Consider the following 16,989-nt stretch of genomic DNA (forward strand, 5'->3'; position numbering starts at 1 on the left):
AGGTTTATTAGTTTTGTTCTTGTAAAGAGTCTATCACTTTACGCATATTATCGAAATGAGAGCCTTTCCAATACACTTTTTGGCAGGCATTACACTGAAAAAACTCCTCATATTCTTCTTGAATTAAAATAGGTAGCTCTTCTAAAATATTTTCTTTAGCTACATGTTGTATGCCTCCATTGCAGGTAAGGCATATTGAAAAGGGAGAAATTTTTGGCAATAATTCATATCTTTTTATCACTTCTACAATTTGTTTTTCTACATCTTCACTTCTCAAAAAATAGCCATACGTTACATTTTTTCGTTTCAGAAGTCCAATATCTCTTGTCAGCACTATTTTATTTTCTCTTTCGGCTATGGCAGCAATTTCTTCATCGGGTACACCTTCATCTGTTACAGTCCTAAAACCGAGCATTCTTAGATATTTAGTTAGTTTCCGAACGTTGAAATCTACCATAAAATCTAAATTAGACACTGGAGGACGTACAATACAAGGCATTTGCAGTTTTGCATGATACGGAAAAACTTCTACATTGTCTTCATTTTGAAGTCTGTAACTAAAATTGACAGACTGTTTGTTCACAAGTACCCACTCTACTTCGGTATGTGGAATGCCTTGTACTTCAATAGAATCTTTGACAGTTGAGTTTTCCTCAAAAAAATAAGTATAAGTCTGATTTCTATTTACTTTATCCAAAAACACATTGAAGTCTTGATGAAAAGTAAAATGTACAAAGTTAGACATAGTTAATAGCATTTTTATTTATACAAACTTATCTTTTTTGGGCAATTAGACACTATATTTTTATGAAATTTTCAGATAGAACCCTAAATTTGCTTTAAATATCTAAGTTTTATGAGAATCGGAATTATTTGTAATAGTTTGTCATGGGGAGGTTTGGAGCTGTTTATGGGAAAAATTGCTTTGTGGTCGAAGCAGGAAGGACATTCACCTGTTATTTTTTGCCCGCCCAAAAGCAAAATAGAAGCCTATGCGAAGGAAAATAAACTCGAATATATTTCATTTTCAACATCTTGGAAATATGCAGACCTTTTGGCAATGTATAAACTCAAAAAGATTTTCAAAAAACGCCAAATAGAGACCTGCCTCATTGGGCATTCTAAAGATATTGGTTTACTGGCTCTTACGAAAAAGATATTTGGTTTACAATGTAAATTGGTTTATCCACAACAAATGCAGATAGGTGTGGATAAAAAAGATTTTTTACACACATTTTTCTATAATGCCCTTGATACTTGGATTTCCCCGCTTCCTTGGCTCAAAGAAAATACGCTTCAGCGTACCCGCATTAAACCAGAAAAAGTAAAAGTTATTCCTTTTGGCATTGATACACAATTATTTATAAACAATACCACAAGCCAGCAAGAAGCCCGAAAAAGTCTAAAAATCTCTCACAATGATTTACTCATTGGCATCATTGGCAGATTTGACCCTGCCAAAGGGCAAGAGTATCTTGTCAGGGCGTTGGCTATCCTGAAAGGCAAAGGTATTGAAGCAAAAGTTGTGATGATTGGCGAAGAAAACGTAGGCGATAAACGAAACTATTTACAGTACCTCAAAAGTATTATGCAAGAGCTTCATTTAGAAGATGATGTATATATTCGTCCGTTTCAAAAACAGATACAAACAGCTTTCAAGGCTTTGGATATATTTGTAATGGCTTCTATTGATGAAACCTATGGTTATGTAACCCTTGAGGCTATGGCAAGTGGGCTGGCTGTAGTGGGTGCAAATGCAGGCGGAACTGCTCAGATTATCAAGCATCAGGAAAATGGAATGCTTTTTGAAAACAAAAACCCTCAATCTCTTGCCCAAGCCCTGATGGATGTCATTTTACACCCTGAAAAAAGACAAGCCATGAGCCAAAAAGCCCAACAAGAAGCCCAAAATACTTACGACTACCGCAAGCAAATACACGAAATGTTTGGCTAAATTTATTGTTTCATTTTAGAATAGAAAAGTGATTTTATGAGCTTATACTTTATTTTACAAAGTAGTTTTAAATATTGAAATAGAAAAATTTTATTAAAATCTTACATTTATTTAAGACTATTTTTAAAGACAAAAAATTGCTTTAGAGCCTCCTTTAGTATTTTTACAAAACTATTTGCACACTTTTCTTACACACCCTAAAAATCAGGGATTCCCTGATGCGTGGAAGTTTTTTTGTATGTAGATTGGGGAGAAAAAATTAAACATAGCCTAATACAAAAATGGATAATGCTACTCTTGTTACAGGAAAAAAATATATTAAAGATATTTTTAGCCAAGACCAATTTTTTAATATTCCAGAATACCAACGCCCTTATGTTTGGGGTGAAGAGCAAATTATTGCCTTACTAGAAGATATAAGTAAAGCCATGGAACATGATGATAGTAAAGAATATTTTTTAGGTTGTATGATTTGGAATACTCATCATGATAAAACACATAAAAACATAGAATATGTTTATCAAGATATATTAGATGGTCAGCAAAGGTTCATTACTCTATTTCTACTGCATGGTGTAATACGAGATATATCTACACAAGAAAAACTTAGAGACAGTGTACAAAAAAGACTTGTACAAGAAGCTGATGTTTATAGTAATATCCCTTCAAGAAATAGAATAGAGTTTGAAATACGTGATGATAAAGAGTTTTTAGACAAATATATTATTAACAATGAGGGTACTTTATTAGTGAATGAAATAGCTGAAATATCTGAAAATTTAAAGTATAGTGCTTCTGTCCGAAATATGGCATCTGGAATATTAATAATGAAAAAATGGTGGAATGTTAAATTTATGGAAAATATAGGCACAGAAGAACATTATCTTGCTGATTTTTACAAATATTTATCTAACAAAGTTCTAGCTCTATATCTAGCTACTCCCAATAACTTAGACGATGCTTATAATTTATTTACAGTACTGAATAGCCGTGGCTTACAACTACAAGTTTCTGATATTCTCAGAGCTCAAAATCTAAGAGTAATAGAAAATCCAGATTTAAGAAAACTTTATGCTAATAAATGGTCTGAGTTTGAAAATGCAATATCTTCTCCTTACAGAAGTTTTGACGATTTCTTATGGGCATTAGTATTTATTAAAATGAAATACAGAAGTGATGACAATCAAAGTTTGACGAAAGCTTTTGAATTCATGTTTAAAAAGAACCTTCTAAATAAGGGAACAGACACTCTTGATTATGTAGGAAAATATATAAAACATTATGAAGCCATTACAAATGGGAGTATTACCAATCGTGAAAGTTTAAACTTATTTAGTAATCTTAACTTTATATTATCTAGTGTTTATGGGAGTCAGTATTTAACTCCTTTAATGCATTATAGAGAATGTTTTGGAGAAAATAAAATAATTGATTTTATGATAAAAATTGATAATTTATTTTCTATTACTTGGTTATTAGGTCGTAGACACTCTATAACTAGAACATTTATTATCCTTAGAAGAATGGATAATTATCATGATTTATTTAAGAAAAAAGAAATTTCATTAGATAATGCTATAGATGACTTTTTAAATGACCTTTGTTTACAATATGATTTTTTTGATGAAAGTGTTTCTTCTGAAAAGCCTATTAATTTATCAGATTTTATAAACCTTCTTGAAAACGAAAAATGGGGAGCATATGTTGGTACTAGAATCAATAAGACTCGATATTTATTACTCAAGATGGATATGTTAATGAGTAATGCCTCCACAATAATACAATATAATAAAGATTCGTCTTCCGTAGAACATTTGATGCCTCAAAAAATAGAAAATAGTGATTGGCAAATAGACCCTATTATACATAAAGAATGGTTACATAAACTTGGAAATCTAGTACTAATAGATAAAAATAAGAATTCAGCCTTAAGTAATAAATTATTCCAAGAAAAAAAGATTAAGTATCAAGGAGCTATTGAAACACGTGCAAATACTAATTTTATTTTTATGACTTACCATGCTTGGAATGCTGAAAATATAGAATTAAATCATAAAAGAACCATACACTTATTAACTCAATACTACCAAGGAAATAGTTTAAAAGCTTTTCAACAAATAAAAAAGAATCTGAATTCTAATTATATCCTTTAAACCACAAAAGGCTCATTTCTGAGCCTTTTGTGGTTTTATTCAGATTTTTTTTCTCCTTGTCCTATATTTTTAAATCCAATCACCAATAAGGCAATTGCAAATACCGTTTCTACGACATTTAAGAAATAGAAGCCTCCAGTGATGGAATAATAAGCACTCATGAGAGCAATAATACCTGATACACCCAACTCTGAGCTTCTTTCAGAATCGCTTACAGGCTTTCCTTTAAATCGGTTATAAATTGCATACGCCACCAAAGCCGTCAAGATAAGATTCCATATAGGAAAACTCACTCCACCAGCAAATTGTAGGTAAAGAAATATAGCTTCAATAATTCCTACAGCAATCCAAAGTATTCTTTCTAAATCCGTAATTTTCATAAAACATAGGTTAAAGGGTTATGCAAAAGAATAAACTTCAATATGTTTATTTTAAACTATTTACGCAAATTATTATTTTATATTTTTAGGAAACTAAAAAAAATGCAAAAATTTTTATTAAAAAATTTGGAGAATATAAAACCGTATATTACCTTTGTAACATGAAAAAGAACTACACACATATTGCATTGCTCAGCCTGCTAGGTTTACTCTTATCGAGTAGCGGGGGCTATCTGTATGCGTAATTTGTGCATCATTTATATATCTATATAAAGCCTCTGAAGTAATTTAGGGGCTTTTTTTATTGCCTTTGGTTTTGGTAAAATTGGTGAAGTAGCTACTCACGTTCAATCTTACCATAGCCTCAAAATTCGGATTTATCTTTCAATGTTTTATTCCAAAATCATACATTTTTGGAGGCAGGAGAAGTATGTTTGTTCAAAATTAAAATATTAAAAAAGTACAATTTTTATATATACCCCAGTGGCGTAACTGGCAAACGCACCAGCCTAAGAAACTGTTTTTTCTGAGTTCGAATCTCAGTTGGGGTACTCATACCGATATGGTGGAATTGGCAGACACGACAGTTTTAAACACTGTTTTCTTTGAAAGTTATGAGGGTTCGAGTCCCTCTATCGGTACAAAATATATGCCCCAATGGTGTAATTGGTAAACATAGCAGTCTTAGACACTGTTTTTCTGGGTTCGAATCCTAGTTGGGGTACTTTATTGCCAATATGTTTGGAATTGGTAGACATGACAGACTTAAAATCTGTTTTCCTTAAAAGGAATTAAGGGTTCGAGTCCCTTTATCGGTACAAAATATATGCCCCAATGGCGTAATTGGAAAACGTAGCAGCCTTAGAAACTGTTTTCTCTAGGTTCGAATCCTAGTTGGGGTACTTTTATACCGATATGGTGGAATTGGCAGACACAACAGCTTCAAAACCTGTCTCTTTTGTGGAATTAAGGGTTCGAGTCCCTTTATCGGTACTTTTTCGATAATTTTTCTTAAATTGCTGATGACAAACAATCTTACATCAAAACCTTATAGGTTTGCAAGTATTTGTAAATTAAATCAAAAACCTATAAGGTTTCTAAATATTGAATGTGTTGTCAATACTTATTTTTCAAGAGTTATGTGCAATCAGAATCATCAGTTTGTTTTTTGTATGTGTGGCTCAGAAGAAGAGCTTTTGGAGAGTGATTATGTTTGGATACTCACTCGGCTGGTAGGGCTGAAAGAAGGAAAGTTTGTGGGTAAAATTCTGCCTCCCACCAACGATTTAGGCAATGGCATTACACCTGAAAACCTCGTAGAGCAACTCAATCAATCCAATATTTTTGATTTTGAGTACGAACCCAATGAAAATGATAGCCTTAAAATTAGTTTTCAGAAAGTTAGTGAACTGAAAGAATATTTTACACTTATTTATAGAGATGGCAAGTGGCAATCAGGCAGAAATCCTCTTTTTAGTAGTATTACCAAACAAATTGCCAAAGGGAAAATCAGAGAAAAAATATGATAAAATCTATTTTATCTTGGTTTGTTAATTTTTTTCATTCTAAAAACAATATTTTGCCTCCTGAAAATGCTCCAATAGAAAATCTAAAAGATGAACTGATTGGCGTTTGGACAACCTCATACGGTTCGGATGGCGGGTTTAGTATGGTTTCTGGCTTTGGTATTCAGTTCAAAGAAAATGATAAAGCTATAGATATGTATTGGGGCATGCATGGTGAGGAATTTCAAGAAATTGACTGGACAAGAATCAGTGAAAGGAAAATTCTTCTTAAATTTAAAATAGAAGCCGATAATTATGAATCTGAGCCTGAAAATGCTGATGATTGGGAAGAAGTAGAAATTGAATATGACATAATTAACTTTACAGATGGTTATGGAATTTCATATCTGCAATTGGTAGAAAAAGGCTCTTTGTATTTTTGGCATTACCCAGAACCCATTTATAAGCAATAACAATTCGTAGATTTGTATACAAGAACAAAGTCGTTTCAAAGATTGAAACGACTTTATGAAATCTCTCAAAAATATTATTTTAATATAAAATGGCTTCTTTGAGCGTATCGTAGTATTGAATATCATAATCCTCAAATTTGAAATCAGGATTTTCTTTGATGATACGTTCTTTTCCTATTTTTACACTCATCTTGAAGTATTGCAGATTGGGCAATATTTTACGATAAGACTTCAATCCATAATTTGCCATTTCTTTTTTCCAAACCGTATGATACCACTCCATAGAAGGCTGGTGAAAAACTTTTAGAGAAGTTTTGTCAAAGATAAATTTGACAGTTTTATTCTTTTTGATAAAACTGCCTATGGTATTGAAATGATTCTGGAAATCTTCCATCGGAATATACTCCGATTTTGTGGTACAGATAATAAAATTATCTGATGAAGAGTAAACAGCTTCTAAAAATTTACTACTTGAAATCATAGTTTTTTCGGTTTCTAAAGCGTTCATAACTAATTTTAATAATGGTTAAACATTAAAAATATTGAAGGATTTGATGTTATAACATCTAGTTAAAGTAAATGTTTAGAAACAGTATATTTTTATAAAATAAGCTCATTTTATGATCGCAATAAAAAAACCTATAAGATTTCAGAAATCTTATAGGTTTTGGTTACGCTTATACTTGATAACTCATTATTGGTTAATATCTTTCTTCTCTTTTAATTTAAGAATAGAGTTTTCGATATTCTTTTTGTTTTGTTCATCAGGCTTTTGAGTTAGAGCCAGTTCTGCATATTTCAGAGCATTTTTAAAATCTCCTACTCCCGAATAGCCTCTGGCAAGTCCCCAACTGGGTGTCCAACTGGTGGGGTTTTTCTTGGCGTTCATCTTGAACACTTCCAAAGCCTCATTGTATTTCTTTTGAGCTATGAGTTGTCTGCCATAGCCATGTACTTCCATCATAGCACCCATAGGCAAAGCCTCCTTCATCAAAGCATCTGCTTCTGCCTGCTTGTTTAATCTTGCTAAAATCATGGCTTTCGTAGAAAGCGTGGTAAAATTTTTCTCGCCTGTTCCTCTCAAAGAAATTGCATTTTCTGCCCATACCAAAGCTTCTTCAAGATTTATATTGTTACGTAAACAATAACTAGCTGCCTGATTCCACGATTGCCATTCAAAGCCTTTATTGCTTTTGAGTTCCTCACGAATAGATGCCAAAACAGTATTGGTTACATCCACCTCTACTTTAAAAGGAATGTACCATTTTTCCCAAGCCAATACAATATCTGCCGAATTGCGAGTTTGGTTCATAAACTCATATTCCAAAAATTCTTTGCTGGTTTCTACTTTTTTAGGTTTTACAGTTACTCGAAGAGCATCATTAGCTGGGTCATAAAAATAGCTTCCCCATGCCTGAGCGTTTTTAGAAAAGATTACTGTTACCTCGTTTTCTGACACAACAGTCATAAATAAGCCATATTTTCCTGCTGCAAGAGCTTTACCTTCCACTTTTACATCTGTAGAAAAGGAAATAACTGTATTTTCGTTGGCTCCTGCACGCCAAGGAGAAGATTTGCTTGTTCCAAAACCCAAATCGGTATTACCAAATGGAACTATATCGCCCCAAATTTTACCTTCACGCCCTTTTACAGCAGGGCGACCGTATGCCACAGAGATTTCTGTAAGACCAATAAATTCAGTAACAACTGCTTTTTTGCTTCCTCCTTCGGTAGGCAAAGTAAGCTGGCTTTGAGCAAAAACCATATTCGCACTACAAAAAAGAGCAATGGCTAAAGTAGATAAACGTTTTCTAATCATAATTAAACATTGATTAAGTGAAATAAAATGTTTTGAGTTTTGATTAAAAACGCTAATAGAAGTTTTCTATTATTTTTTAGAAGGTTTAAAATTTAGGTTAGGTCCAAAATGTGTTCTTTTAAGTACTAGAGTGTATTTTCCGATAAGTTTTTCTTTCTCAGAGTCTTTTTCATAAATATTTGCATGTAATGTACTTATTTTGAGTTGCCTGATAAATTTGGCTAGAACACCTCTTGTATATAAAAGTTGTTCTTGTGTCATATTGAGTGGAATATATTCTAATATCAACTCCTTACCATCTTTATAGTTGAAAATAATTCTATTATCAGAGAAACTTTTATAACGATAACGTTCTCCTTTGGAGTTTATCAGAACTTCTCCATTTTTATTTTCCTGGCACATGAGCTTAAAGTTTTCGCCATCTTCTGTTTGTACCAATACTTCGTAATATAAATAGCCATAAGATTCTTGGTTTAGATACTCCAAGAACATTTTTTCGTTGATTTCATCTAATTCTTCTACATAAAAAAGAACTTCAAATGTGTTTTTACCATCCTTGAGAGATTGTACTCTACCTCCAAATTTCAGGGGACGTATTAAATTAGATTCGTAAACAATATTGATAGCAGGCTCTTGCCAAGCTCCCAAAGAAGCACTGCCTTGTTTAGGAAAATCTTTGATAGGCAAGTTTTCTGTTTTAATAGTACTTTTGCTGTTTTTGGGCTGATAGATATATTCTACATCAAAACTGGTTTTGCCTGCTTTCATTTTTTTCTCCTCTGTTGAAAAAAAATGAAGATTACCTTTTAAATGATAACTCATGGAGCCTTTTTGCAAGTATTCTCTGATTTGATGCACTGTAACCAATGAAGGATATACCAAATAAGCGTTGTAGTCATAGAAACCCCTCAAATATAAACTGGAAGTTTGTATGTCAGCACCTTTCTGATGAGGTGTAGCCACCCATTCAAAACCATCATCCTGATTGATAAAAGCTATACAAATTGTATTGGGGGTTAAACCATATTCTACTCCACCCTGAGCCCTTTTTACTATCATTATTTTTTCTTTCACAGTTCCCCAAATTACTTCTTTTACTAGTAGCTTATAGCTATCTATTATTTCAGCATTTGGATTAACAGCACCCAAGTATTCGGCTATCACAATGGTTTTTGTTTTGGAAATCATTTCGCCAAACTCTATATACAAAGGCTCAGCAGAAACTTGATATGGTACAACTACCAATATTAGCAACAATAGTATTATTTTGAGGACTTTCATAAAAAATGGTTTTGATATATACCTCAAAATTTATGCTTAATTTTTTTATAGAATAGAAATTGAAAGGTTTATAAATAAAAAACCGCCTCAAACAAGTTTGAAACGGCTAAGTCGGGATGGCCAGATTCGAACTGACGACCTCTCGCACCCTAAACGAGTGTACTACCTGGCTGTACTACATCCCGAACTGGAGTGCAAAAGTAAAATAGTTTTTTAAAATCTCCAAATTTTAGAATTATTTTGTTAAATAAATCTAAAAAATTTGGTTTATTGTCTTTAATCGTGCAATTTGTAAAATAAAATACCATTAGATATGAGTAAACCACATATAGCTGTTTTTGGAGGAGGTAGCTGGGCTACAGCCTTAGTCAAAATTCTTACAGAACAAGATGTTAAGATTAGCTGGTGGATGCGAAATGCCAAAACAGCTGCCTTTATTAGAAAATTCCATTTGAATCCCAATTATTTAAGTGATGTATATATAGATGAAGAAAAAGTAAAGGTTTGGTTGGATGCCAAACAAGCCATTCAAGACGCTGATTATATATTGCTTGCCGTTCCTGCTGCATTCACAGAACAAGCTTTGGCAGAGCTCACCCCAGAAGATTTCAAAGGAAAACGTATTATTTCTGCTATAAAAGGGATGATACCAGAAAAGCACTTTTTAGTTACTGATTTGATGAATCAGGAAAAAGGTGTACCTTTCTTGGATATGGCAATTATTGGAGGTCCTTGCCATGCTGAGGAAGTTGCTTTAGAAAGACAGTCCTATTTAACAGTTGCCTCACCCAATGTTGCACTTGCAGAAGATATTGCCAAAATGCTCACATGCAGATATATCAAAGCTACTGCCTTTGATGATATGTATGGCGTTGAGTATAGTGCCGTTATGAAAAACATTATAGCTCTCGCAAGTGGTATTTGCCATGGCTTAGGCTATGGTGATAATTTTCAGTCTGTGTTGGTGACCAATTCCTTGAGAGAAATCAAGACGTTTTTGGATAAAGTTTATCCTCAACATCGAGATCTGACAGATACGGCTTATTTGGGCGATTTACTTGTAACATCTTATTCTCAATTTAGTAGAAATAGAACTTTTGGGAATATGATAGGAAGAGGTTATAGTGTAAAATCGGCTCAGATGGAAATGAATATGATTGCTGAAGGTTATTATGCTGTAAAAAGTATTTATGCCATCAATCAGAAATATCAAGTGGATATGCCTATTACAACGGCAGTTTATAAAATTTTATATGAAAAAGCCTCTGCTAATAAAGAAATTTCTATTTTAAAAGAGAAGTTTTTTTAAATACAAAGGTTGTAGCAAGCTGAATATATGACAGAAGAAATACTCAAAGCCTTGATGCAGTTGTTTGGGCTTACAGCCTCTTTGGAAGGCACAAATCCACAATATAGGTTACTTGTAGAGAATTTTTTAAAGGAGCATCTTAACTTAGAACTTTCTCAAAAATATCTACTTATTTTTGAGGAATATGCCAAATTGCGTACTGTAGAAGTAGATGAGCAAGGGCAGAAACTCACGAGTATGCGTGTTTCTTCTAGGATGCTTGTAATTTGTACACATATCAATCAAGAACTTACCCAACAACAAAAAATCATTGTTATTACAAGGCTTCTTGAGCTAATTTCAGCAGATAGTATTATTACAGATACAGAATTAGAGTTTATCAATACTATTGCTTCTATTTTTAATATACAAAGGCAAGAACTTGAGAATATTCTTCATTTTGTAAATCTTATCCGAATAGAAAATTCTTTTTTAGAAAATACACTTTATATTACTCCATTCGAGGATATTCACCATCAATACCATCTTCAACAAATTTATCTATCTGGCTTTTTTGTCATTCTTAGAGTTGTAAGTTTAGAAACATATTTGCTGAAATATGTTGGTGACCAAGATTTTTATTTGAATGGTTTGATTCTAAAACCTAATGCCATTCATGTTTTTTCACCTGGGAGTGTTGTAAGAGGGAGTAAGATTGACCCCATTTATTACAGCGATATTGTGAGTATTTTCCGAAAGGATAAATCTCAAGAAAATATCACTTTTGAAGCTCATCATATTAGTTATTTATTTTCTGGAAGAAAAAGTGGAGTAAGAAATATTCATATTCAAGAAACCTCAGGTAAACTTTTTGGTATTATGGGTGAGAGTGGTGCTGGGAAATCCACATTACTTGAAATATTGAATGGCAATCTAAAACCTCAGAGAGGTGAAGTACTTATCAATGGAATTGATGTTCATAAAGAAAAATTAGAAGGACTTATTGGCTATGTTCCTCAAGATGACTTATTAATAGACAATTTGAGTGTCCATGATAATTTATATTATGCAGCTAAGTTGTGTTTAGGGAATCATACAGAAGAACAAATTGAAGAAGTTGTTCAGCATACTCTTCACAGCTTAGGCTTGCAAGAAGTGAAAGATTTACGTGTGGGTTCACCTCTTGACCGTAAAATTAGTGGTGGACAACGCAAAAGGCTTAATATTGGTTTAGAGCTTCTCAGAAAGCCTTCTGTACTCTTTGTAGATGAGCCTACTTCGGGGCTTTCTTCGAGAGATTCAGAAAATATCATGGATTTACTTAAAGAATTAGCTTTAGAGGGCAAGTTGGTTTTTGTTGTAATTCATCAGCCTTCTTCCTCCATTTTTAAAATGTTTGATAAATTCCTGATTTTAGATACAGGGGGCTATCCCATTTATTATGGTAGCCCTGCTGATATGATTCAGTATTTTAAGCACCATGCAAACCAAATCAGCAGACAACAAGGAGAGTGTTTTGAGTGTGGTAATGTAAATATTGAACAGGTTTTTGACATCATTGCAGCTCGCATAGTGAATGAATATGGACGTTTTACAGAAAATCGAAAAATATCACCACAACAATGGTATCAACTTTATCAAAATGAGCATAAGATTCATTTTATAGAAAAAAGAAAGCAAAATGGACAATCTGCTAAGTTACGTTTACCCAACCGTTTTAAACAAGGTATCATCTTTTTTAAAAGAGATATTCTTACAAAATTTAATAATACACAATATTGGGTTACTAATTTAATGCAAGCTCCTTTATTGGCTTTTTTGCTTGCATATGTAAATAGATATTATGATGTAGATAAGAAAAAATATTTGTTTCACGAAAATGAGAATTTACCTGCTTATATTTTTATAGCCATCATTGTAGCCATTTTTTCAGGCTTGGTAGGTAGTGCAGAGGAAATTATTAGTGATAGAAAAGTACTTAGACGTGAGCGTTTTTTGCATTTAAGCAAAAACAGTTACTTTTTGGCTAAAATCAGTGTTTTATTTATTATTTCTGCCATTCAGACCTTTGTTTTGGTCTTAATTGGAAATGGAATATTGGGTATAAAAAGTCTATATTGGCAATATTGGCTTATGTTGTTTTCGTGTTCAGCATTTGCCAATTTATTGGGCTTAAATATTTCATCTGCATTCAAATCTGTTATTACTGTTTATATTCTCATACCTTTATTATTGATTCCTCAACTTGTTTTGGGAGGTATTGTCATTCGTTTTGATAAAGTAAATCCTGACTTTAAAGGAAGTCCTAATGATCATATTCCTTGGTTTTCAGAGTTTTTGGCTTCACGTTGGGCTTTTGAAGCATTGGTTGTTACTCAATTCAGAGACAATCTTTATGAAGCCCCTCTTTATCAGTATGATAAAGTCATCGCTACTGCTGAATATAAAAAAGTATTTTATTTAGAGAAGCTTAAGCAAATGCTTCAGGAAACAAAAGAAAACCAATCTATTACTTATCAATATTTCAATATTATCAAAAATGAGTTGGAACGAGAGTTTGAGCATATTGATAAAAAAGAAATTCCTAATTTATATGCTTTTTCTATTCCTAAATATAAACAAACTGTTTATGTTTATTCAGAAAAGGCTTTTCAAAAAATCAAAATTTATTATCAACATAGGCAAAAAATTGCTCAATATCAGAGAGATAGCTTTTTAAGGGCTAATCCTAAACATCAGGAATTACGTTCTATTCATCATAATGATGCTATCTCTCTACTTGCCCGTAATGTTGGTAGTGATAAAAAGTTAATTGTACATAAAACTCATATTGAACCTTTAATTAATAGTGTTTATATTGATGCTCATGATGTGTCTTCCCATTTTTTTGCACCTAATAAAAAAGTATTTCATCAATCTTTAAATACTTATTGGTTCAATTTGGGTATGATATGGCTGATGGTATTTGGTTTATATGTAACTTTGTATTTGAATATATTGTCTCGTATTGTAAATACAATAACTAAGTGGCTCACAGGTATTCATAGCACCTAAAATATCAAAAATATGCCTCAAAATAGCAAAGAAGATAAGCTCCAAGCATTCTCCCGATTACTTGATATCATGGATGAACTCAGGGAAAAATGTCCTTGGGACATGAAACAAACTATTCAAAGTTTAAGACATTTGAGTATTGAAGAAGTTCATGAACTTTCAGATGCTATTTTGCAGAATGATATAAATGAAATCAAGAAAGAATTAGGGGATGTTTTACTTCATATTGTTTTTTACGCTCGAATTGCTTCTGAAACCAATGATTTTGATATAGCAGATGTGATACATTCTCTTTGTGAAAAGCTAATTCGTAGGCATCCACATATTTATGGAAATGTAGAAGTGGAAAATGAAGAGCAAGTGAAGCAAAATTGGGAACAAATTAAGCAAACTGAAAGTAAAGGAGAAAAGTCCGTTCTTTCAGGTGTACCTCAAAGTTTGCCTGCCCTACTTAAAGCTATGCGAATGCAAGAGAAAGCCAGAGCTGTGGGCTTCGATTGGGAAGAAAAAGAGCAAGTTTGGCAGAAAGTAGAAGAAGAAATGCAAGAATTTCAGGCAGAGTTTAACCCAAATAATGCTTTTGATGCCCAGAAAGCTGAGGCAGAGTTTGGAGATTTACTGTTTTCGTTGGTCAATTATGCTCGGTTTGTAGATATAAACCCAGAAACAGCCCTTGAACGTACCAATCAGAAATTTCAAAAACGCTTTCAGTACCTTGAAAAGAAGGCAAAAGAAAATGGAAAAAAGCTCTCTGAGATGACACTTGCCGAAATGGATGTTTATTGGAATGAAGCCAAAACACATTCGTTGTAAGCATTAACCATAATCCTTATTTTACATAAAAACTTATATTTTTTGGGCAACATAGTTTTTCAAGTCTTGGAGACAATCCACATATTTAAAGACTTTTTTGGGAATATTTTTAATAGGATTATTTTTTAGATTCAAACTTTTCAAATTTGGCAAGTTATCAAGAAAAGATAAAGGTACTTCTTTTATTTTATTACAATCTAACAACAATTTTTCTAAATTTTGTAAATCTTTGAGAGATGAAATATCTTGAATTTCATTGTTTCTTAAAACAAGTACTTTTAAATTTTGAAGATTTTTGAGTGGAGAAACATCTTGAATTTTATTGTCTGATAAGCTCAAAATCCTTATTTTATGCAAATTTTCAACAAAAGATATATCCTGAATTTGGTTCTGGTATAAAGACAATCCTTCCAAATTTTCTAAACTTCCAAGTACTGAATGACTTTGAATTGGATTGCTCCCTAAACTAAGTTCCTTTAAATTTTTTAAATCTTTAAGAAACGAAATATTTTTTATTTCACATCCAGCTAAATTTAGAGTATGTAAATTGGGCAAGTCTCTTAGAAAAGAATAATCTTGAGTTTTATTAGCCAATAAATTAAGTACTTGTATATTTGGTAAACCTTTTAAACAAGAATAATCTTGAATTGGGTTTCCACTTAAATCAAGGTTTTCTAAATCATGTAAATTTTCAAGAAAAGAAATATCTTGAATTTTATTCATACTCAAACTAAGTTTCTTTAATTTCCCTAAATCTTTGAGATGAGAAATGTCTTGAATTTCATTGTAATCTAAATCCAATTCTTCTAAATCGAGTAAATCTTTGATTTCTGAAATATCTTGAATTTTAGGTCTATAACTGCGTAAATTAAGATATTTCAAATTTGGTATTTTTTTGAGAAACGACATACCATAGGTGCAATAGTTTTCAAAATTCAATCCAATAATTTCCTGATTTCCATTGAGCATATAACCTTTTCCGCCCCACTCTTTTGCTTCATTAATTTTGAACCCTAAAACATGTTCTAAGTCAAGAACTTGTTGTGTTTTTTTGGACATAAAATACAATGTTTGTCTTTTTAAAAATATACAAAAAACTTTACCTTTCAAAATATTATCTTCAGTCTAAAAATCGTTATTTTTGCTATCAATTTATTCTTTTTTATACCTTTATAAAGTGCTTTCACAACAAAATTTTTCAGAAAAAATAATTACTTGGTACGAGCAACATCATAGAGATTTACCTTGGCGAAAGACACAGAATCCTTATTATATATGGCTTTCAGAAGTAATTTTGCAACAGACTCGTGTAAAACAAGGTTTGCCTTATTACGAACGCTTTGTAGAGACTTACCCTACTGTTGCAGATTTGGCAAATGCTCCTGAAGATGAGGTTTTCAGGCTTTGGCAGGGCTTAGGATATTATTCGAGAGCTAAAAATATGCTTCATACAGCTAAAATTATTCATCAAGAATATCAAGATGTATTTCCAAATACTTATAAAGAACTTATAAAACTCAAAGGAATAGGCAAATATACAGCAGCTGCCATTGCGTCTTTTGCTTTTCAAGAGTCTGTGGCTGTTTTGGATGGGAATGTCTATAGGGTTTTAGCTCGTTATTTTGGTATTTCCACTGATATAGCCAGCCCACAAGGAGCAAAAGAATTTGGAAAATTAAGTCAAGAATTACTTCCTGAAAAGAAAAGTCATGTTTATAATCAGGCAATTATGGAATTTGGAGCCATTCAATGTTCTCCTCAGAAGCCAGATTGTATGTATTGTCCTTTGAGGGAGAATTGCTATGCCTACAATCATCATAAACAGCAGGAACTACCCATCAAAATTAACAAACTAAAAATAAAAGAACGTTTTTTTGCTTATGCCATTTTTGAAAATGAAGAGAGAATAGCTCTCAAAAAGCGTACTGGCAAAGATATTTGGCAAAATTTGTATGATTTTCATTTGATAGAACTAACATCTCTTGAAGATTTGAACAGTTTTATAGATACTGCATGGGCAAATTCTGAAATAACTATTGGAAAAATATCCTCCATCTATAAACATCAACTTACTCATCAAAAAATATTTATTCGATTTTTTCATATCCAAATACAAAATGCTCAACTGCTTACTTCTTTTTCTCAAGAATTACAATTTTTTGACAAGGATGAGGCTCATAAGCTTCCAAAGCCAATTTTAATTGCAAATTATTTGTTAGAATAAAATTTTTCGGTAGATTTAGGGAGTTTTTAGAATCAAATCAATAAT

13 protein-coding genes, 7 tRNA genes and 1 pseudogene are annotated in these 16,989 nt (G+C 32.2%); 14 read left to right on the forward strand and 7 right to left on the reverse strand.

Annotated elements, in window-relative coordinates; translation table 11 throughout:
* Positions 1-7: 7 nt before the first annotated feature.
* Positions 8-745: a hypothetical protein gene (locus AD998_19715; protein KOY84672.1), complete on the reverse strand. Its 738-nt coding sequence runs from the start codon at positions 743-745 to the stop codon at positions 8-10.
* Between the two features lie 111 nt (positions 746-856).
* Between AD998_19715 and AD998_19720 the strand changes: the two genes are divergently transcribed.
* Entirely contained in the window at positions 857-1,954 is a 1,098-nt protein-coding gene (locus tag AD998_19720; protein KOY84673.1) for a hypothetical protein, read from the forward strand.
* Positions 1,955-2,235: 281 nt separating this feature from the next.
* A complete protein-coding gene (locus AD998_19725) occupies positions 2,236-4,107 on the forward strand; it encodes a hypothetical protein (GenBank protein KOY84674.1) in 1,872 nt (623 codons plus the stop codon).
* Positions 4,108-4,142: 35 nt separating this feature from the next.
* Here AD998_19725 and AD998_19730 read toward each other — a convergent pair whose 3' ends face one another.
* Positions 4,143-4,487 (reverse strand): hypothetical protein, encoded by a 345-nt coding sequence (locus AD998_19730; protein ID KOY84675.1) that lies wholly within the window; start codon positions 4,485-4,487, stop codon positions 4,143-4,145.
* A gap of 477 nt (positions 4,488-4,964) precedes the next feature.
* On the opposite strand from AD998_19730, the gene AD998_19735 reads away from it, so the two are divergent.
* From AD998_19735 to AD998_19770, 8 genes are all read left to right on the forward strand, one after another.
* Positions 4,965-5,038: transfer RNA gene (locus AD998_19735), tRNA-Leu, on the forward strand.
* 5 nt (positions 5,039-5,043) lie between these two features.
* Positions 5,044-5,131, forward strand: a tRNA-Leu gene (locus AD998_19740).
* Positions 5,132-5,138: 7 nt separating this feature from the next.
* Positions 5,139-5,211: transfer RNA gene (locus AD998_19745), tRNA-Leu, on the forward strand.
* Positions 5,212-5,218: 7 nt separating this feature from the next.
* Positions 5,219-5,308, forward strand: a tRNA-Leu gene (locus AD998_19750).
* 7 nt (positions 5,309-5,315) lie between these two features.
* Positions 5,316-5,389, forward strand: a tRNA-Leu gene (locus AD998_19755).
* Positions 5,390-5,396: 7 nt separating this feature from the next.
* Positions 5,397-5,480: transfer RNA gene (locus AD998_19760), tRNA-Leu, on the forward strand.
* 179 nt (positions 5,481-5,659) lie between these two features.
* Positions 5,660-6,013 carry a hypothetical protein gene (locus AD998_19765; GenBank protein KOY84676.1) on the forward strand — a complete coding sequence of 118 codons (354 nt, stop codon included), beginning with the start codon at positions 5,660-5,662 and terminating at the stop codon, positions 6,011-6,013.
* Positions 6,010-6,465, forward strand: a complete 456-nt coding sequence (locus tag AD998_19770) for a hypothetical protein (GenBank protein KOY84677.1) — start codon at positions 6,010-6,012, stop codon at positions 6,463-6,465. The genes AD998_19765 and AD998_19770 overlap by 4 nt, the downstream gene beginning before the upstream one ends.
* A gap of 79 nt (positions 6,466-6,544) precedes the next feature.
* Here the strand turns inward: AD998_19770 and AD998_19775 are convergent, their stop codons facing one another.
* From AD998_19775 to AD998_19790, 4 genes are all read right to left on the reverse strand, one after another.
* Positions 6,545-6,946, reverse strand: coding sequence for a hypothetical protein (locus tag AD998_19775; protein KOY84742.1), 402 nt, complete (start codon positions 6,944-6,946; stop codon positions 6,545-6,547).
* A 213-nt stretch (positions 6,947-7,159) separates the two neighbouring features.
* Positions 7,160-8,230: a hypothetical protein gene (locus AD998_19780; GenBank protein ID KOY84743.1), complete on the reverse strand. Its 1,071-nt coding sequence runs from the start codon at positions 8,228-8,230 to the stop codon at positions 7,160-7,162.
* 123 nt (positions 8,231-8,353) lie between these two features.
* Complete coding sequence (locus AD998_19785) at positions 8,354-9,565, reverse strand: hypothetical protein (GenBank protein ID KOY84678.1); 1,212 nt, start codon at positions 9,563-9,565, stop codon at positions 8,354-8,356.
* Positions 9,566-9,676: 111 nt separating this feature from the next.
* Positions 9,677-9,750, reverse strand: a tRNA-Pro gene (locus tag AD998_19790).
* 128 nt (positions 9,751-9,878) lie between these two features.
* Here AD998_19790 and AD998_19795 point away from each other — a divergent pair.
* Genes AD998_19795 through AD998_19805 form a run of 3 tightly spaced genes read left to right on the forward strand, consistent with a single transcriptional unit; the run spans position 9,879 to position 14,720 of the window.
* Positions 9,879-10,874 carry a glycerol-3-phosphate dehydrogenase gene (locus tag AD998_19795; GenBank protein ID KOY84679.1) on the forward strand — a complete coding sequence of 332 codons (996 nt, stop codon included), beginning with the start codon at positions 9,879-9,881 and terminating at the stop codon, positions 10,872-10,874.
* 27 nt (positions 10,875-10,901) lie between these two features.
* Positions 10,902-13,907 carry a hypothetical protein gene (locus AD998_19800; GenBank protein ID KOY84680.1) on the forward strand — a complete coding sequence of 1,002 codons (3,006 nt, stop codon included), beginning with the start codon at positions 10,902-10,904 and terminating at the stop codon, positions 13,905-13,907.
* Positions 13,908-13,919: 12 nt separating this feature from the next.
* Positions 13,920-14,720, forward strand: a complete 801-nt coding sequence (locus AD998_19805) for a pyrophosphatase (GenBank protein KOY84681.1) — start codon at positions 13,920-13,922, stop codon at positions 14,718-14,720.
* A gap of 33 nt (positions 14,721-14,753) precedes the next feature.
* On the opposite strand, the pseudogene AD998_19810 reads toward AD998_19805, so the two are convergent.
* Positions 14,754-15,629, reverse strand: a pseudogene (locus tag AD998_19810) (hypothetical protein).
* A gap of 268 nt (positions 15,630-15,897) precedes the next feature.
* Between AD998_19810 and AD998_19815 the strand changes: the two are divergent.
* The gene (locus AD998_19815; GenBank protein ID KOY84744.1) at positions 15,898-16,944 is read left to right on the forward strand and encodes an A/G-specific adenine glycosylase; all 1,047 of its coding nucleotides are present in this window, start codon (positions 15,898-15,900) and stop codon (positions 16,942-16,944) included.
* Positions 16,945-16,989: the final 45 nt, after the last annotated feature.

Source organism: bacterium 336/3 (assembly GCA_001281695.1).
Taxonomy (GTDB): Bacteria; Bacteroidota; Bacteroidia; order Cytophagales; family Thermonemataceae; genus Raineya.